Origin of the sequence: Agrobacterium sp. CNPSo 2736 (assembly GCF_004005385.1) — a bacterium.
GTDB classification, from domain to species: Bacteria; Pseudomonadota; Alphaproteobacteria; order Rhizobiales; family Rhizobiaceae; genus Agrobacterium; species Agrobacterium leguminum.
On the sequence record NZ_RZTX01000007.1, the window covers coordinates 1 to 18,904 of the forward strand.

Consider the following 18,904-nt stretch of genomic DNA (forward strand, 5'->3'; position numbering starts at 1 on the left):
CGTCCTTTTCCAGATGCACTTCCAGAGCCGGCCTACGACAGCAGCGAAACCATCCGATGCGTCAGCTCAACAAAGGGCTATGTCAGTTTCAAGGGCAAAGCCTGGCGGGTGCCGAACGCCTTCCGGAACGAACGTCTCGCCATACGATCCCTCAACCAGACCGGCCTCTATGGCGTCTTCTTCGGCGCAACTCAGGTCGCAGAAATAAACCTCGAAAACCCATGAAAACTGTCAGGGATGTCTCCGAACATCTGTCAGGGACGTCTCCGGTCTTTACAACAAGCCCGAGGATGACGTCAGAGAGTGAGACCACGCTTAGGGATCGCCGCCGCCATCAAGCAGCACCCAACTCAGGCCGCGTGCTTCCCGATCAGCCCCGGAATATCCACCGGCTCCATCTCGTCCGATGCCTGTTCGGCGGTAACGTCGCTCGTCTGCATCCAGGTGATCAGCTCGAAGCTGCCATCGGCATTTTCGGCAATCGCCGTGCAGCTTTCCACCCAGTCGCCGGTGTTGATGTAGCGGATGCCATCCATGTCTTCCATGACAGCATGGTGAATATGTCCACAGATGACGCCATCGACATTGTTGCGGCGCGCCTCTTCGGCCACCACGCGCTGGAATTCGCCGATGAAGTTGACCGCGTGCTTGACCTGCAGCTTGGCCCAGGCCGAAAACGACCAGTAAGGCAGGCCGATGCGGCGGCGCACGGCGGCGATGGCGATGTTGAGCGCAATCGCCGCGTCATAGGCCCAGTCGCCGAGATAGGCGAGCAGGCGGGCGTTGCGCACCACCACGTCGAACTCGTCGCCATGGATGATGAGGTACTTCTTGCCGTCGGCCGCCTCATGGATCATGCGCTCGGCCACTTCGATGCCGCCGAAATGCATGCCGGGAAATTCCCGCAGGAATTCGTCATGATTGCCGGGAATATAAACGATGCGCGTTCCCTTGCGGGCCTTGCGAAGAAGCTTCTGCACCACGTCGTTGCAGCCCTGCGGCCAGTACCAGCTGCGGCGCAGACGCCAGCCGTCGACGATGTCGCCGACGAGAATGATCGTCTCGGCCTCGTGATATTTCAGGAAGTCGAGCAGATAGTCCGTCTTGGCCGCCTTGGAGCCGAGATGAACATCCGAAATGAAAAGCGTTCTGAACTGTCTGGTTTCGATTTGACCGGCCACGGATTTCATCCCCCTGTTCGGTTGCGTCCCTGCGGCTTTCTTACCTCTCAGAACCAGACTCGTGTTTCAGCAACATGACAGACGCCGGTTTTTATAGGGAATATGACGAAAGCCTTCACGAAAACGCGAATAAGCCATGGCCGCATTTGCATAAGGTGCGGTCAAATAACGGCTGTACCACGGGGAAGTTTGTTGTATTCAGGGGTCCGGAATTGAACCAGACATGACGGTGGAAAATGACCTCTCACGATAAGAACAACACGCCCGCCAACACGGCAAAGGCCGACATCGAGGAACAGGCGCTCTTTTTCCACCGCTATCCGCGCCCCGGCAAGCTGGAAATCCAGGCCACCAAGCCGCTCGGCAACCAGCGCGATCTGGCGCTGGCCTATTCGCCGGGTGTTGCCGCCCCCTGCCTCGCGATCCACGAAAATCCGGAAACGGCGGCGGAATATACCGCCCGCGCCAACCTCGTCGCCGTCATTTCCAACGGCACGGCGGTGCTCGGGCTTGGCAATATCGGCCCGCTCGCTTCCAAACCGGTGATGGAAGGCAAGGCCGTCCTCTTCAAGAAATTCGCCGGCATCGACGTTTTCGACATCGAAATCGATGCGCCCGGCATCAACGACATGGTCTCCACCATCGCAGCGCTGGAACCCACCTTCGGCGGCATCAACCTTGAGGACATCAAGGCGCCGGAATGTTTCGAGGTGGAACGCCAGCTGCGTGAAAAGATGAATATCCCGGTCTTCCACGATGACCAGCACGGCACCGCGATCATCGTCGCCGCCGCCGTCACCAACGCACTGGAACTGGCCGGCAAGTCGCTCTCGAGCGTCAAGATCGTCGCCTCGGGTGCAGGTGCGGCAGCCCTTGCCTGCCTCAACCTGCTCGTCGCCATGGGCGCGAAAAAAGAAAACATCTGGGTCCACGACATCGAAGGCCTCGTTTATGACGGCCGCAACACGCTGATGGACGAGTGGAAGGAAGTTTACGCCCAGAAGACCGACAAGCGCGTCCTGGCCGAAACCATCGACGGCGCGGATGTCTTCCTCGGCCTTTCCGCCGCCGGCGTGCTGAAGCCGGAACTGCTGGAGCGCATGGCGGAAAACCCGCTGATCCTGGCGCTTGCCAACCCCAATCCGGAAATCATGCCGGAGGCGGCGCGCGCTGCCCGTCCGGATGCGATGATCTGCACCGGCCGCTCGGATTTCCCGAACCAGGTCAACAACGTTCTCTGCTTCCCCTATATCTTCCGCGGCGCGCTGGATTGCGGCGCAACCACGATCAACGAGGAAATGAAGATGGCCGCCGTGCAGGCCATCGCCGAACTCGCGCGGGAGGAAGTTTCCGAAGTGGCCGCCAAGGCCTATAGCGGCGAAACGCCGGTCTTCGGCCCGAACTACCTCATCCCCTCGCCCTTCGATCCGCGCCTCATCCTGCGCATTGCGCCAGCCGTTGCCCGCGCTGCGGCCGCAAGCGGCGTCGCCGCCCGGCCGATCACCGATTTCGAAGCCTATCTCGACCAGCTGAACCGTTTCGTCTGGCGCTCCGGCTTCATCATGAAGCCGGTCTTCAATGCCGCGAAAGCCGCCGAAAAGAAGCGCATCATCTTTGCCGAAGGCGAAGACGAGCGCGTGCTGCGCGCCGCCCAGGTGCTTCTGGAAGAAGGCACCGGCATTCCGATCCTCATCGGCCGTCCGCAGATCATCGAAACGCGCCTGAAGCGCTTCGGCCTGCGCATCCGCCCGCATACGGATTTCGCCGTGGTCAACCCGGAAGACGATCCGCGCTACCGCGACTATGTCGATGACTATTTCGCCCTTGTCGGCCGCGTCGGCATCAACCCGGAAGCAGCACGCACCATCGTGCGCACCAACACGACCGTCATCGGCGCGCTGTCGGTGAAGCGCGGCGAAGCGGATGCGCTGATCTGCGGCCTCGAAGGCCGTTATGACCGCCACCTGCGCGACGTCAACCAGATCATCGGCAAGCAGGAAGGCGTTCGCTCCTTCGCCGGCCTCAGCCTGCTCATCACCCAGCAGGGCGCGCTGTTCCTCACCGATACTTTCGTGAACTATGACCCGACCTCCGAGGAAGTGGCGGAAATGGCCATTCTCGCGGCCAAGGAAATCCGCCGCTTCGGCATCACGCCGAAGATCGCCCTCGCCAGCCATTCCAATTTCGGTTCGCGCGATTCCGAAAGCGCCCGCAAGATGCGCCGCGCCCTGAAGATCGTGCAGGAAGCCGCGCCGGAACTGGAAGTGGACGGCGAAATGCAGGGCGGCTCGGCCCTTTCGGAAGCGCTGCGCAAGCGCGCCATGCCGAACAGCGTGCTGACCGGCGAAGCGAACCTCCTGGTTTTCCCGAACCTCGATGCCGCCAACATCACGCTCGGCGTCACCCGCACGCTGACGGAAGGCCTGCATGTCGGCCCGATCCTGCTCGGCACGGCCCTGCCCGCCCATATCCTGTCGCCCAGCGTCACCTCGCGCGGCGTGGTCAACATGGCGGCGTTTGCCGTGGTGCAGGCCTCGCATCCTTCGGTGTGATAGAGGGCGCATTAACGCAATTTTGAACAGGCTGTTGCCGCCTTGCGGCAACAGCTTATGTTATCTTCCCGAAACACGGATGTCGTGAAGTATAACGCCCCTGCCACCGGCCGGGGACATCGAACGGATCGAACAATTGACCCGCCGCAGCCGCATCATCGGCCTCCTGCTTCCCCTTGTTTTCACCGCACCGGCCGCCGCTTTCGCGGATCAGGTCTGCGATACGCTTTATGCGCAATTGCGCGAGCCGCCCCGCGTCATCGGTAACACGGCCGAGGTGCGGCGTTACGCCAATGCGCTCGCCCGCCAGAATATCGTCATCCGCAAGATCAGGAACGACCTGCGCGGCTATGGCTGCTCGTCCGGCAGCGTCATCGTCTATGGCAATCCCAATGCCGGTATCTGCGCCGAAATCGGCGATGCGCTGGCGGAAGCGGAAAGCGAGCGCGACGCCATCATCCGTGACCGCGACGACGCCATGGCGGCCGCGCGTAGCGACGACGGCGACATCAGGCGTCAGCGCATTCTCGCCGCCCTCGGTGCCAATGGCTGCAACACCCTGCCGCAGACGGAAACGCAATTGCCGCCGCCTCCGGATGTGACGCGTTATCCCGACGCCTTTCGGCAGAACGGCGACGAACCGGGACAGGCGGGGCTTTCGCCCTACCCCAACGCCGCCGCCGAGGGCGGGCTTCGGACGCTGTGCGTGCGCACCTGCGACGGCTCGTTTTTCCCCATCGCTTCCAATGCCTCACCGCTCGATTTCCGCGCCCAGGCGGAGCAGTGCGAGAAAATGTGCCCGGGGACCGAGACGGAGCTTTATTTCCACTCCATGACGGATCAGGAAACCGCCGACATGGTGTCGGCGGAAACAGGTAAGCCCTACAGGGATCTGCCAACCGCCTTCGCTTACAGAAACGCCAGCACAAAAGCGCCGGGCTGCGCCTGCAACATGGCCGCCTATCACAAGGAAATGCAAAAGCAGGAAGAGGCCGCCCGGCCGCAGCCCGAAAAACCCTATTCCGGCATCACCACCATTCCATCACCGCAAGGTGACAAGGCTGAGAAACCCGCTGAGCAGCAGCAGGCCGCCAAGCCGCCGGAACAGCCCGTTCCCGAACGCGACTATGACCCGAACGACAGCCGCGTCCGCGTTATCGGTCCGAAATTCCTGCCCGACCAGACGGGCCGGATCGACCTGAAGAACCCGGCATTGAAGGGCATTCAGCCGCAGCAATAATGACGGCGCCACCAGCCCTTGCATATTCCAATGCACCAAACGCGATGCGTCACTTCCGTACAGGCCGCGCCCATCCCCTTGGCCTGCTTCGAGCCATCCGCAGCCATGGATAAACACATTCTTCACCCCATTTGCCGACAAATATTCATATAGAAGTTGTATACGTGAACGCGATTGACTTCGCTGTAAGAGTGCATATTATTAAAAAATCCACTTAAAGTGGATCAGCATCACATGCAAAATATATATACGCCGTGCGGCTTTAGCCGCGCGCGCCTTTCATGCATCTCCAGACGACCATGTCGCCCATCTCGAACCCGAGTGGACGATCAGAGTTTCATTGACCTATGAAGCCCACAACCATCAGGAGTATAGCCATGACATCCATTCAGATCACCGCAACCGGCGTCAAATTGCTCGATCCTTTCGTCCCGGTCATCGCAACTTTGCCGACAGGCGAAGCGAAGGAATCCTATTCCATCTCGGTTTCCGGCATGGGACAGCTGACCGGCATTTCCTATACCGTGCCGGCGCATACCACGGGAAAAATCAAGGCCCAGCTGCAAATCTCGGCCCTTTCCAGCCAGGATGTGAAGGACCTCAACACGCTTGCGCTCGGAATGCTTGATGCTTCCTACCGCGAGGAGATCAACGAATACGAAAAGACCACGGCCAGCGCCAATCTTTCGGTCTGGACGTGGTTCTTCGGCGGCGGCGGCGCTTCCGCCTCTTATGAAAAGACCAAACAGGAAATGCGCTCCAAGGGCCTGACGGATCAGCAGATCACCATGCTGATGGACGCCTTCCTGGAACGCGCAAAAAATATGTCGACGGTCGAGATCGAGTTCTATGTGAACAATCAGAGCAACGACTACGCCGTCTCCGGCGACGTCTATCTCTACACGGTTTCCGGCACCATCAGCACTGAAAAAGGCACCTCCCAATACCGCATGCTGGCCGATCAGGCGGCGGCTGGCGGTCCTCCGCCGGCCGGCGGCGGCGCTCCCTCCAGCGGCAAGATCATTCCGCTGAATTGAGGGCTCGCGGGCATGGGCGGCGCAGCCCTTCACCCCCCGGGGCGCGCCGCCCCTTTTGAGCATTTCCCGGAAAAGCGGAGCCCGGTTTTCCGTCCGGAAATGCGTGAAAACAAAGAGTTAGAGTGTTTTCGTGATTCGAAGAAAAGCGAAAAAACTCTAAAAAACCGGACATCCGTCCTTCATCCCCTTTTCCATGAGGCAAGCGAATGACTTTCGAGGAACTCACCGCGCTCAAGGAGCGGCACTACCATCAGCTGACAGGCATACCCGGCGTCACGGCGATCGGCGTCGGGTTGCTTGAGGACGCCGCCGGCGAACTGACACAGGAGCTTGGCCTGATCCTTTACCACCGCGCGCCGGACCCATCGCTGAAGGCAGGTCTGATGACGACGTTCGGCGGCGCGCCGCTGCAGGTGCGGGAAGGGTCCTTCGACCGCCCGAGCGAGGCGGTGCGAGAACTGCCCGCGCCCGGGACGGCATGGAAGGATCACCCCAGACGCCTCTCCGACAACCCGCGCGAAAAAGTCGTGGAGCCGATGGTCGGCGGCATCAGCGGCAGCCCGGATTACTGGTCCTGGACGGACACAGTCGGCACCATCGGGCTGGTCGTGCGGGCCGCCAACGGAACGCCGATGATCATGAGCAATGCGCATGTCATCTGCCGGGACAATGCCCAGGTCGGCGATGACGTCTCGCAGCCGGCGCGCACCTGGTTCGGCGATCTTGCCGCCAATATCGTCGCGTTCCAGAAGGGCAACATCGTCTATCAGGGAACGACCTATGGCGTCGATGCCGCCGTCGCCAGCCCGGCGAATGGCCGGCTCGCCACCATCGGCGCAATCTACAACCTCCCCTCGCCGGTGGGGGCGGCCGTTGCGGCGCTCAACATGAATGTTACGAAATCGGGTGTGACGACCAATATCACCAATGGCGTCGTTTCCGGCTTTTACGACGTACAGCAGCCGAATATGCGCAACCAGATCGGCATATCGCCGCGCCGCGCCGGCGAGGTCTTCAGCCAGCCGGGCGATAGCGGCAGCGCCGTCATCGACACCGCCGGCAATAATGTCGTCGGGTTGTTCTGGGGTGCAAGCGGCGCGATCAGCCTCGCCAGCCCCATTCACCCCATCCTCAATCTTTTTAACTGCACCGTTGTTTGAAGAGACGATGGCCACCCTTCCCGGCCCACCCTTCCCGGCTTCGTCCGGGAGGGGTGGATTGCGCCCGGTCAACCGCCCCAGCGGTTACGAAACACCAGTTCCTCCAGCGGCACGCGCTGCCGCCAGCCCTTCACCGCCAGTTCCGGCTCGTTATAGAGCGCATCGACCCGGCCGAGGCAAAGCCAGGCGACGATTTCGATATGGTCGGGAATATCGAGAATGGTGCGAATGTCGCTATCGTGGAAAATGCTGACCCAGCCGACGCCGATGCCTTCGGCGCGCGCCGCGAGCCAGAGATTCTGGATGGCGCAGACTGTGGAATAGACATCCGTGCGTGGATTATGGGTGCGGCCCAGCACCACCTTGCCGCCGCGCGTCGGATCGCAGGTGACGCAGATGCTGAGCGGCGCCTTGCGGATGCCTTCGAGCTTGAGACTGCGATAAAGCGCCTGCTGCTCGCCCGTAAACATTGCCGCCGCCTCCTCATTGGCGCGGCTGAAGGCCACAAAGGCCGCCTGACGGACAGCGCCATCGGTGACGAGGGTAAAATTCCACGGCTGCATGAAACCGACCGAGGGCGCGGAATGGGCCGCCTTCAAAAGACGCTCCACCAGATCCTCCGGCAGCGGGTCCGGCAGAAACTGGTCGCGCACGTCGCGACGGGTCTCGATGGCGCGGTAAATCGCCTCGCGTTCCTCACCGGAAAACGGGCGGGCGGGCGAGAGCGCATGATCGAACGAACTGGCGCCGGGCGGATTGCTCACGGACGAATCGGCTGGCATCGTTTATCCCCAACAATGCGAAGGCCGGGCGCAAATGCGCACCCCGCCTCGACAACAACCTGCCGCCGTCCGCGCGGTTCGGTCTATTTCGTCAGGCCGGTCTTCTGACTAGGCTTCATCCGCCCTTTTCGCCTTCCCGAATTGCTCCAGTGGCTTTTTAAAAAGAACGTCCGCCTCACAGCGCTGGGCACGTTCCGGTCTTTCACCGGATTCCCGATTCTCCCGCCGCATGGGCAGGCACCTGACAGGGAAGCTATGGGCAAGAAAGCTTGCGGATGCAAGCTTCTTTGCGGGCGGTGCGACGATGTGACCATGGCACCCCTCACCTCCGTCATTCCGGCCTTGAGCCGGAATGACGGGCCCTCCTTTTACCGCATCACTCCACGGGGAAATATCTGACATAAGCGAACTCATCCCCGTCAGGCGACCAGTTGGGCGAATTCATCGTTCCCTGCCCGCCGAAAAGTTCGAACAGCGTCTCGGCATTGCCGCCATCCATATCCATCAGCCGCACCCGCACATCGAGATCGCGCGGATGGTCGAAAACGTCACCGTCATAGGAAATGAACACCACCTTGTCTCCCTTCGGAGACGGGTGCGGAAACCAGTCACCATAGGGGCTGTCGGTGATGCGCTCGACGGCGGAGCCATCCACCCGCACGCGCCAGATCTGCATTCGCCCGGTGCGGCTGGAATTGAAATAGATCCACTCACCGTCAGGCGAATAATCCGGCCCGTCATTGCGGCCTTCGCCATGGGTCAGCCGCGTCTCGACGCCGCTTGCTATATCTATCGAATAGATATCGAAGACCTGATCGCGAATGCCGCAATAGGCAAAGCCCTTCCCATCCGGCGACCAGCCATGCCAGTAAGAGGGAAGATTTTTCGTCATCAACTGCGGCGCACCGCCCGCCGAGGCCATGAGATAAATGGCGCTCTTGCCAAATTCCACCTTGTCGGAAATGGCGTAAAGCGACCCATCCGGCGAAATGCCGTGATCGTTGTTGCAGAGCGTCGCAAAGCCGGTATCGACCTTTTCCGGCGCGATATCAACGGCGAGAGACAGGCGGTAAAGCAGTCCTTCGCTGTTCAGCAGCAGGTATTTTCCATCTGGCGACCAGTTCGGCGCTTCGAATAGACCGGGCGTCTGCCACACCACTCGCATCTGCCGGGTGCGGATGTTGAAGATTTCGATGGAGCTGCGCATTCTGCCTCCCGGGCGTGTCCGTGTCTCGTTCAAAGCGCCGACAATGCAGACATTCCGTTTGCATCCGCCATCGCCTCGATTATGATCCTAGGGCGGCAGGCACCGTCCTGCAAATTCAAACCGGAAAAAACGCCAGCGCTCCGGCACCGTCCGTGACCCTTGCCGTTTCTCCCAGATCCGAGGTTCCGCGATGAATACCATCGCCGATCACGGCATCCGCTTCGGCCGGATCGCCGCAATGCTTCCTGTCAAAAATATCGAAAAGGCCCATGATTTTTACGTTGGCGTGCTGGGCTTCGAAAAGACCTTCGAAAACGGCAACCCTGTCGGCTTCATGATCCTCAAACAGGGCAATGCCGAGCTGCACCTGACATTGCAGCCCAGCCACAAGGCAGCGCCCTTCAATGTGGCGCATATGATGGTGAGCGATGTGGACGCGCTGCATGCGCTCTGCAAGAGCCAGGGCTTGCGCATCATCAAGGGCCTGCAGGACAAGGATTACGGTCTAAGGGCCTTTGTGTTTGAAGACCCCGATGGCAACCGCATCGATGTGGGGCAGGTTATTTAAGGCAAGTGAACGGCGCGGCGTGTCCGCGCCGTCTGTTTAAACACGAAGCCCCACTGTGGAACGAGCGCATGCCACTTGTTTCTTCTCCCCGCTGGGGGGAAGAAACAAGTGGCAACGCCGGGCAAAACATCCGCTACCAGCGCCTTCCTTCAATCACCGATCCCTGAACCGGTTGGTGATCGGATAACGCCGGTCACGCCCAAAGTTCTTCTTGGTGATCTTCACGCCCGGGGCCGATTGCCGGCGCTTGTATTCGGCGAGATAGAGCAGATGCTCTACCCGGTGCACGGTGGCGACATCATGGCCGCGCGCGAGAATCTCCTCGACCGACATTTCCTTCTCGACGAGGCATTCGAGAATATCGTCCAGCACCGGATAGGGCGGCAGCGAATCCTGGTCGGTCTGGTTGGGGCGCAATTCGGCCGATGGGGCCTTGGAAATGATATTGGCCGGGATCACCTCGCCGGAAGGGCCGAGCGCGCCCGGCGGTACATGGGCGTTGCGCCAGCTGGAAATGGCATAGACCTGCATCTTGTAGAGGTCCTTGATGGGGTTGAAACCGCCATTCATGTCGCCATAAAGCGTGGCATAACCCACCGACATTTCCGATTTGTTGCCCGTCGTCACCACCATGGAGCCGAACTTGTTCGAGACGGCCATCAAAATGGTGCCGCGCGTGCGGCTCTGCAGGTTTTCCTCGGTAATGCCCTCTTCCGTGCCCTCGAAGAGATCGGAGAGCGCCGAGAGGAAACCCTCCACCGGCTCGATGATCGGCACGATATCGTAACGGCAGCCCAGCGCCTTGGCGCAATCGGCCGCGTCCTTCAGCGATTCTTCCGATGTATAACGGTAAGGCAGCATGATGCAGCGCACCCGCTCCTCGCCCAGCGCATCGACGGCAAGGGCGGCACAGATCGCCGAATCGATGCCGCCGGAAAGGCCGAGAACCACGCTCTTGAAACCGTTCTTGTTGACGTAATCGCGAAAGCCCAGCATGCAGGCGCGGTAATCCGCCTCCTCGCCTTCGGGAATCTTCGAGAAAGGCCCGCTGTCGCAATGCCAGCCGTCCGCCGTACGTTTCCAGTCGGTAACGGCAAGTGTGGCCTCGAACTGGCTCATCTGGAAGGCAAGCGTCTTATCGGCATTAAAGCCGAAGCTCGCGCCGTCGAACACCAGCTCATCCTGCCCGCCCAGCTGGTTGGCGAAGACGAGAGGCAGGCCGCTTTCGATAACCTGTCGCAACGCCACCTGATGGCGCACATCCAGCTTGCCACGATAATAGGGCGAACCGTTCGGCACCAGCAGGATTTCCGCCCCGCTTTCGGCCAGCGTCTCGCACACGCCCATGTCGTTCCAAATTTCCTCGCAGATCGGAATACCGATCCTAACCCCACGGAAATTATAGGGGCCGGAAATCGAACCTTCGGAGAAAACGCGTTTTTCGTCGAATTCGCCGTAATTCGGCAGGTCGATCTTGTCGCGCAGCGCGATGATCTTGCCGCCATCCAGAAGCGCCACGGAATTGTGCCGGCCCGTCTCACCCTGTCGCGGAAAACCGATGACGACGCCCGGCCCGCCATCGGCGGTTTCCGCCGCAAGCTCTTCCACGGCCTTCAGGCATGCTTTCAGGAAAGCCGGCTTCAGCACCAGATCCTCAGGCGGATAGCCGGATATGAACAGCTCCGTCAGCAGCAGAAGATCGGCGCCCTGCGTCGCCGCATCGGCCCTCGCTTCGCGCGCCCTGGCGAGATTGCCCGCCACGTCGCCAACAGTGGGATTGAACTGCCCAACGGCAATCCGGAGATGGTTCTCTATATCGTGTCTGTCGCTCATGGCTTTTCAATACCGCGCCCTTGCCCGCTCCGCAACGCGGCAATTGCATGGCGGCGTCCGTTACGCTTCGTCCGCGCGCGTTCACGCTAAGGTTATCGCCGCACCCGCCAGACTCTTCAAAGTTCATGTCGCGTTCATCGCGCTTATGTGACAGTTACATGACACTTTTGCGACACCCGATTCACCTCCCCGGATCGGCCGTGCCGCCTGCAATACCGGAGTATGGGTTTGAGAGATTCGGCGCCAAAAACAACGGCTTCCGAAAAGGCTGGTTTCGTCTTTTCGCCTGCATGGACAAGGAGCCTTTCCAAGCTTCCGGGCATCGCCTATCCGCTTGCCAATCTGACGGTCGCGTCCGTCGTGCTGGTCGTGGCGCTGGAGTGGATCGCCCGCGGTTCGCTGAACGATGTCGGCGCTTTCCTCACCTCCTCCGCCCGCCCCGGCATGACCACCATTGCCGCCGTGCTCGCCCTTCTCGTGGCGCTGGATGCACTTCTTGGCAGGCGTTACCTGTCGCTGATCGCGCTTGCGCCGCTCTGCGCGCTGACGGGGCTGATTTCGGCACAGAAACAGACCTATCTTTCCGATCCGCTTTATCCATCCGACCTGCTGTTCGGCCGGCAGATCCTCGAGCTTCTGCCGACCATGCTGAAGGCCCAGCCGATGACGGCAGCACTCGTCGCCCTCGGCATCTGCGCCACGATTGCCGCTCTCGCAGCGCTGTGGCTGCTGGCGCGCCGCCATTCACCGGGCTTGAGCTGGCGAGAACGCGCCGCCGGTCTCGCGCTGGCGCTGCCGCTTCTTGCGGGTCTCGCCTCGCTTATGGACTATTCGCATTATTCCTGGGTGCGCGATCGCCTCAACATCATTCCCATGATGTGGGATCAGCAGGAAAATTACCGCCATAACGGCTTCCTGATGGCCTTTGCCTTCAATATTCCGATGGCCAATGTCTCGGCGCCGCAGGGTTACGGCGAAAACACCATTGCCGACCTGACCTCCGAACCCGCCGCCTTCGCCGCCAACAAGGGCGATTACCCCGATGTCATCATGCTGATGAGCGAATCGCTGTGGGATCCGACGCGGCTGGAAAATGTGAGCCTCTCCGCCGATCCCATGCCGACGATCCGCGCCAAACAGTCCGGCAATGTCTTTTCCCCGGAATTCGGCGGCATGACGGCGAATGTGGAATTCGAGGCGCTGACCGGCTTCTCCAACGCCTTCCTGCCCTATGGCAGCATTCCCTATCAGCAATATATCCGCCGCCCCGTGCCCTCGCTCGCCAGCTTCTTCCGTGGCGAAGGTTATTCCGCCATCGCCATGCACCCGTTCCAGGAATGGTTTTGGAACCGCAAGCAGGTCTATCAGAATTTCGGCTTCGAGGAATTCCGCTCCGAAGAGACTTTGCCCGCCATGGAAAAACGCGGCAACTTCGCCTCCGACGATGCGCTGATGGACGAGATCATGGCGACGGCCGAAAAGGCGCAGAACCCGCTCTTCCTCTTCGCCGTCACCCTTCAGGGACATGGTCCCTACGAGGCGACCCGCTACGCCGAGAACACCATCGGCGTCGACGGCGCCCTCTCCGCCTCGGCCTCGCAGGCGCTCGCCACCTATTCTCAAGGGGTGGCGGAGGCTGACGAAGCGCTGCTGAAACTGATGCGCTGGGCGAAGAAGCGCGACCGCGAAACCATCGTCGTCCTCTTCGGCGATCACCTGCCGCCGCTCGGCCAGACCTTCGTGGAAAGCGGCTACATGCCCGGCATGGTGGCCAGCCGCCGCGCGCCGCTGGAGGTGATGAAGAAGGAACACGAAACGCCGCTCGTCGTCTGGTCCTCAAAGAAGGGCGTGCGCAAGAATATCGGCACCATCAGCCCGGCGCTTTTGCCCTATCACGTGCTGAAAACGGCGGGCTTCTCCGATCCCTTCTATACCGGCACGCTCGGCGAGGTGCAGCAGGCCTTTTCCGTCATCGACCGGCATATGCTGGTGGCGACGGATGGCAGGGCCCTGCCCGACTGGTCGATCGCGCCCAATGCCGTTCCCGACGTGGTGCGCGATTACCGCCTGCTGCAATTCGACATGATGTTCGGCCAGCAATATGGCCGCGAACGCTTCTTCCCCGGTTTCAACTGGCTGCACGAGGGCGCGCCATCGGTCTGATGTTTTTCGGCGGGGACGCCTGAACCGCATGGCGGTGGAAATCATTTGAATTCCACCGCCATGCGGGTTTATCTCGGGAAACATCCGCATCGCCCCATCAGAACCGGAGACACACCGTGTCAGATATCTCCGACTATATCGTTTCGCATTTCAAGCGTTCCTCCCGCGAAATCGGCGAAGTGGAGCGGCGCATTCTGGAACTGTCGCACCAGAAAAAACTGATTTCGCGCGACACCAATGCCGAATTTTCCGCCGGCGCCAGTCTCGGCGACAGGTTGGCCGATAATATCGCCAGGGTCGGCGGCTCCTGGGGTTTCATCCTCGGTTTCTGCTTTTTCCTGATCTTCTGGGCAATCATCAACACCATCATCCTGACGACCGGCGCTTTCGATCCATACCCCTTCATCTTCCTCAACCTGCTGCTTTCCATGCTGGCGGCCATTCAGGCGCCGATCATCATGATGTCGCAGAACCGCCAGGCCGCCCGCGACCGTTTCGAGGCCGCCAAGGACTACGAGGTGAACCTGAAGGCCGAGCTTGAGGTTCTTTCCCTGCATGAAAAGATCGATGTGAAGGTGCTGGCCGAACTGGCCGCGCTCCGTCAGGACCTTGCCGCACTGCACCGCCATGTCACCCGCAAGGAAGACTGACGCCGGAAAAATTCATCCCCGCTTTTCCCCACCTCGCGATGCGCTGTTAGATTAAACGCAGTCCCGCCGGGTGGACGCCAGACGTGGCGGAAACCGAGGGACGGTTCTGAAAGGGACGGTGGCGCGTTCGTGACGACAGGACCATTTCGCAAAGCGCGGTGCACGGCCCTTTGCGAAATACGGCATGGTGAAAGACCCGGCTGCGCAACGCATCCGACCCACACCAACCTCAACCGAAGCGCAGCCGGGCAATCACCCGACGCACGCTGACCCATCCCCGACCGGCAGCGCCGGGCGGGATGAAGCTGTTGGGGTTTTAGGGCGTTTTCAGGAGTGGACGGAGGAGCGTGGGGCTTACCCCCTCTGCCCTGCCGGGCATCTCCCCCTCAAGGGGGGAGATCGGCAGGAGGCGCGAACACCACTTCATTCGCAAATATCGAGATGGGCGAAACCTGCCTGCAGATCGATCTCCCCCCTTGAGGGGGAGATGCCCGGCAGGGCAGAGGGGGGTAAGCCCCACGCTCCTTCGCCCTCCATGAATCGCACAACCTCCTGAAACCTCACCCCCAGTTACGAATCCGTCAGATTCTTGCGCTACAGATTGACGCAGGCGTTTGTTGCATTGCACTCTTGCGGGCAAGGCTGAAGGGGAATCACTCCCCATCGTCAAAATGGCATCACGACCATTTCGCGGCGACGCCGTGCCGGATGCGACATCCGGTCATTGCAATAATTCTGTTCCGGGGTTTTTCATGCACCAGTTCGATCTGATTGTTGTCGGCAGCGGTCCGGCGGGAAGACGGGCCGCCATCCAGGCCGCCAAGCTCGAAAAGAGGGTTCTGGTCATCGAGAAGGGCAGCCGCGTCGGCGGCGTTTCGGTGCACACCGGCACCATTCCATCGAAGACCCTGCGCGAGACGGCGCTCAACCTCACCGGCTGGCGCGAGCGCGGTTTTTACGGCCGCGCCTATCGCGTCAAGCAGGAGATCGATGCGGAAGACCTGCGCCGCCGCCTGCTCATCACGCTGGATCACGAAGTGGAAGTGCTGGAACACCAGTTCGCCCGCAACCGCGTGCAGCACATTCGCGGCACGGCGAGCTTCATCGACGCCAATACGATGAAGGTGGTGAAGAGCGACGGCGAGATCATGACCGTGACGGGCACCTCCATCCTGCTCACCATCGGCACCCGCCCCTACCGGCCGCCGCATATTCCCTTCGATGGCGAGGCGGTGCTCGATTCGGACGAGATTCTCGAGATCAAGGAACTGCCGCGCTCCATGGTCGTGGTCGGCGCCGGCGTCATCGGCATCGAATATGCCACCATCTTCAGTGCACTCGATACGCAGGTGACGGTGGTGGAGCCGCGCGAGACCATGCTGGAATTCATCGACAAGGAAATCGTCGAGGACTTCACCTATCAGCTGCGCGACCGCAACATGAAGCTGATCTTCGGCCAGAAGGCGGAAAAGGTGGAGCGCGACGAAAGCGGCAAATGCCTCGTCTCGCTCGGCAATGGCCGCGTGCTGAAGGCCGAGACGGTGCTGTTTGCCGCTGGCCGCGTCGGCGCCACCGATACGCTCAACCTTTCGGCCTGCGGGCTGGAGGCCGACAGCCGCGGCCGCCTGAAGGTCGATCCCGAAACCTTCCAGACCTCGGTGCCGAACATCTATGCCGCCGGCGACATCATCGGTTTCCCGAGCCTTGCCTCCACCTCCATGGAACAGGGCCGCATCGCCGCCCGCCACGCCGTCGGCGCACCGGCCGGCGAACCGCCGCAATTCTTCCCCTATGGCATCTATGCCGTGCCGGAAATCTCCACCTGCGGCCTGACGGAAGAAGAAGTCATTGAACGCGGCATTCCCTATGAATGCGGCATCGCCCATTTCCGCGAAACCTCGCGCGGCCACATCATGGGTCTCGACAGCGGCCTGTTGAAGATGATCTTCTCGCTGAAAACCCGCCGCCTGCTCGGCGTCCACATCGTCGGCGAAGGCGCGACCGAACTGGTGCATATCGGCCAGGCGGTGCTGAACCTGAAAGGCACGGTGGAGTATTTCGTGGAGAATACGTTCAACTATCCGACCCTTGCCGAAGCCTACAAGATTGCGGGGCTGGATGCGTGGAACCGCATGGGTGAGATCAAGAAGGATTAGGCTTTGCTGCGGGTAAAGAGATCACTTGCAATATGCGAAAACCTCTCCTGCCGTCATGCTCGGGCCTGTCCCGAGCATCTGCAACGTTTCGATTTATGAGACGCGATTAGATCCTTGGGACAAGCCCAAGGATGACGCGGCGTCTGGAGCGAAGATGCCGATCACTCGCACCCGGTCCCTTGACGATAGGTGACGCCTACCCTCACCACCGAATACTATACCGCGCACTCACCCCCGGCCGGAAATGATCCGCATAACCCTGATCGAGCGTCCCCCGCACCGTCAGGTGATCGCCCAGTTTCTGCTCCACCGCCACACCGCTGCTGAACTCGTTGAAACTATTGCGGCTCGCCCCCGTCAGCACAAAGGCCGTGCCGGTTTCGGAGCGGGAAAGGCGCAGCGACTGCGATACATCCAGCCCGTTCCATTGCTGCGCCGTGCCGTCATAACGCACGGTGAAATTGCGGTTCGCCTCGATATCCAGCTCCGGAGTGACGATGCGCTTCTGCTGCGAGGTCACGGAAACGCTGCTCGATCCCGTCAGCGCGTTGACGATCACACCGACATCGCGCGCAAGCGAGACGCCGGGCAATTGTTCGGCCAGCAGCGTGACATTGCCCCATACCCGCACCGGCGTATCCACCACCTGCCCCGTCTTCGAGGCATTCATGCCCATTTCCAGTCCCGCCCGAATGGGCGTATCGACCGGCAGTTTCGCGCCGATGCGCGCCGTATAGGAACGGTCTGAATTCTTCACCGGCTTCCAGATCAGCCCCGCCTCATCGGCATGGGCCGTGGTGCCCGTGGCGGTGAAAAGAGACAATAGAAGGGTAAAACCCGTTCGTGGCGACATATCTTGTCCCCTTGCAAATTAAGGGCGCACCGGGAGAACCCGGCAGGCACGGTAAAAGCTTAAGGCCAATGGTTTGGCAGCGATAAGGCCGCATAAGCGCGGCACATAATGCCCGAACGACCGCATGCAGCGGCCGGGGCAAATCATGCTGCGCAGGGTGCCAGATGAACGGGAGATGAACAAGAGCAGATGCAGCAAAAAATCATGCTGCACTGCATTGTGATCGGTAAGCTTCCCATGAGCGGTGCGCCGACCGCTTGACGAATCGGCTTTTTCCAACGGATATTTGTCACCGCGTAGCCTGCGCCTAACCTCCACGACCTTCCCCAGCAAGGTCTTCAATGGAGGCAAAGGGACCATTGTCTCAGGCAATTGTCTTGGTCCGATCGTTTCGGGCGGGTTGCTGGGGAACTGCGTCCGGGACGTGAAAGGCCTGACAATGACGCAAAATAGTAATCTAAAACGGCGTGTAAGAGCGCGCGCAGCCAAAACCGGCGAATCCTATACAGCTGCTCTCCAGCATATTCGCAGAGTACCGGACGCTCCTTTGAGCAACTCAATAAGAGTGGCGGTCGCGCAGACATCCCTGTTCAACGACCCTCGTGACGTCTCCGCCCTAAAAACCTGCGGACAGGAAATACGCCGTCTCATGGACGATGCCCATAAAGCTGGCGCACGTCTCATACATTTCCCTGAAGGGGCAACGTGCTGGCCTCATAAACGGATCATGTCAGAGATTGGTCCGGGGCAAATCGGACCATCCGACTGGACACGCTTTGAATGGGAAACTCTGCGCGAAGAACTGGAGGCGATCAGAAAACTGGCGCGCAAGCTGAAGCTTTGGACAGTTTTGGGTGCGGCCCATCGACTGACACCGCCGCACCGGCCATATAACAGCCTGTATGTCGTCTCCGATCGTGGGAAGCTTGTAACGCGCTACGACGAACGTTTGTTGTCGAACACCAAAATCTCGTTCATGTACTCGCCGGGAAATGTCCCGGTGACATTTGAAGTCGATGGCTTCCGTTTCGGTTGCGCGCTTGGCATGGAAGCGCACTATCCGGAAATATTCATGGAATATGAGAAGCTGGATGTCGATTGCATGCTGTTTTCGACCGCAGGCGAAGATGCTTCCAATGCCCCTGCGTTTGCCGCCGAGATATTGGGACATGCAGCGAGCAACACCTATTGGGTCAGCTATTCAACCCTTGCCGCCCAGAGCCCCGGCGCGCCTTCCGGAATCGCAGCACCGGATGGTCAATGGGTGGCGCAATGCCCGATGAACGGTTTACCAGCTATCGCGCTCGCAGATGTCATCATAGATCGCGAACATCCCGCGCGACCATGGCGCAGAAAAGCTCGCACCTATCTCTACACTCCTCATCAGGTGGATAACGATCCGAGAAGCGACGGCCGGAAGGAGTTCTAGCATAGCGGCCAGTGGCGATGATTATGCCGCTGGCCAACCGGTTCAAGGCCGACCACATCGCATCCTGAAACAAACAAAAAGGCCGCAGCTTTC

14 protein-coding genes, 1 pseudogene and 1 riboswitch are annotated in these 18,904 nt (G+C 60.4%); of the genes and pseudogenes, 10 read left to right on the forward strand and 5 right to left on the reverse strand.

From position 1 onward, the window contains the following. Positions 1-269, forward strand: a pseudogene (locus EM858_RS27315) (IS481 family transposase); the annotation flags it as partial. A gap of 81 nt (positions 270-350) precedes the next feature. On the opposite strand, the gene EM858_RS13495 reads toward EM858_RS27315, so the two are convergent. Then, a complete protein-coding gene (locus EM858_RS13495; RefSeq protein ID WP_059760137.1) occupies positions 351-1,190 on the reverse strand; it encodes a UDP-2,3-diacylglucosamine diphosphatase in 840 nt (279 codons plus the stop codon). Between the two features lie 227 nt (positions 1,191-1,417). Between EM858_RS13495 and EM858_RS13500 the strand changes: the two genes are divergently transcribed. The 4 genes from EM858_RS13500 (at position 1,418) to EM858_RS13515 (ending at position 7,170) form a co-directional block, all read left to right on the forward strand. Next, complete coding sequence (locus EM858_RS13500; RefSeq protein ID WP_020809546.1) at positions 1,418-3,733, forward strand: NADP-dependent malic enzyme; 2,316 nt, start codon at positions 1,418-1,420, stop codon at positions 3,731-3,733. A gap of 136 nt (positions 3,734-3,869) precedes the next feature. Then, positions 3,870-4,973, forward strand: coding sequence for a DUF2865 domain-containing protein (locus EM858_RS13505; protein WP_164865421.1), 1,104 nt, complete (start codon positions 3,870-3,872; stop codon positions 4,971-4,973). A gap of 377 nt (positions 4,974-5,350) precedes the next feature. Next, positions 5,351-6,010, forward strand: coding sequence for a hypothetical protein (locus EM858_RS13510; protein WP_080816920.1), 660 nt, complete (start codon positions 5,351-5,353; stop codon positions 6,008-6,010). Positions 6,011-6,216: 206 nt separating this feature from the next. After that, entirely contained in the window at positions 6,217-7,170 is a 954-nt protein-coding gene (locus EM858_RS13515) for a hypothetical protein (protein WP_127756901.1), read from the forward strand. A gap of 68 nt (positions 7,171-7,238) precedes the next feature. On the opposite strand, the gene bluB is transcribed toward EM858_RS13515, so the two are convergent. Both bluB and EM858_RS13525 read right to left on the reverse strand, forming a co-directional pair. Further along, the gene (gene bluB / locus EM858_RS13520) at positions 7,239-7,952 is read right to left on the reverse strand and encodes a 5,6-dimethylbenzimidazole synthase (protein ID WP_127756902.1); all 714 of its coding nucleotides are present in this window, start codon (positions 7,950-7,952) and stop codon (positions 7,239-7,241) included. 76 nt (positions 7,953-8,028) lie between these two features. After that, a riboswitch (cobalamin riboswitch) is annotated at positions 8,029-8,212 on the reverse strand. Between the two features lie 116 nt (positions 8,213-8,328). Further along, entirely contained in the window at positions 8,329-9,159 is an 831-nt protein-coding gene (locus EM858_RS13525; RefSeq protein WP_127756903.1) for a TolB family protein, read from the reverse strand. 190 nt (positions 9,160-9,349) lie between these two features. On the opposite strand from EM858_RS13525, the gene EM858_RS13530 reads away from it, so the two are divergent. Next, on the forward strand, positions 9,350-9,727 hold the full coding sequence (locus EM858_RS13530) for a glyoxalase superfamily protein (RefSeq protein WP_080816916.1): 378 nt from the start codon (positions 9,350-9,352) through the stop codon (positions 9,725-9,727). A gap of 153 nt (positions 9,728-9,880) precedes the next feature. Here the strand turns inward: EM858_RS13530 and EM858_RS13535 are convergent, their stop codons facing one another. Continuing rightward, positions 9,881-11,560, reverse strand: coding sequence for an NAD+ synthase (locus EM858_RS13535; RefSeq protein ID WP_127756904.1), 1,680 nt, complete (start codon positions 11,558-11,560; stop codon positions 9,881-9,883). A gap of 222 nt (positions 11,561-11,782) precedes the next feature. On the opposite strand from EM858_RS13535, the gene EM858_RS13540 reads away from it, so the two are divergent. The 3 genes from EM858_RS13540 (at position 11,783) to sthA (ending at position 16,529) form a co-directional block, all read left to right on the forward strand. Next, positions 11,783-13,723: an LTA synthase family protein gene (locus EM858_RS13540; RefSeq protein ID WP_164865422.1), complete on the forward strand. Its 1,941-nt coding sequence runs from the start codon at positions 11,783-11,785 to the stop codon at positions 13,721-13,723. Positions 13,724-13,839: 116 nt separating this feature from the next. After that, on the forward strand, positions 13,840-14,373 hold the full coding sequence (locus tag EM858_RS13545; protein ID WP_080816914.1) for a DUF1003 domain-containing protein: 534 nt from the start codon (positions 13,840-13,842) through the stop codon (positions 14,371-14,373). Between the two features lie 752 nt (positions 14,374-15,125). Beyond that, entirely contained in the window at positions 15,126-16,529 is a 1,404-nt protein-coding gene (sthA, locus tag EM858_RS13550; RefSeq protein WP_004433043.1) for a Si-specific NAD(P)(+) transhydrogenase, read from the forward strand. Positions 16,530-16,731: 202 nt separating this feature from the next. Here the strand turns inward: sthA and EM858_RS13555 are convergent, their stop codons facing one another. Next, positions 16,732-17,382, reverse strand: coding sequence for a hypothetical protein (locus EM858_RS13555; RefSeq protein ID WP_127756905.1), 651 nt, complete (start codon positions 17,380-17,382; stop codon positions 16,732-16,734). Between the two features lie 439 nt (positions 17,383-17,821). Between EM858_RS13555 and EM858_RS13560 the strand changes: the two genes are divergently transcribed. Continuing rightward, positions 17,822-18,811, forward strand: a complete 990-nt coding sequence (locus EM858_RS13560) for a carbon-nitrogen hydrolase family protein (RefSeq protein WP_127756906.1) — start codon at positions 17,822-17,824, stop codon at positions 18,809-18,811. Positions 18,812-18,904: the final 93 nt, after the last annotated feature.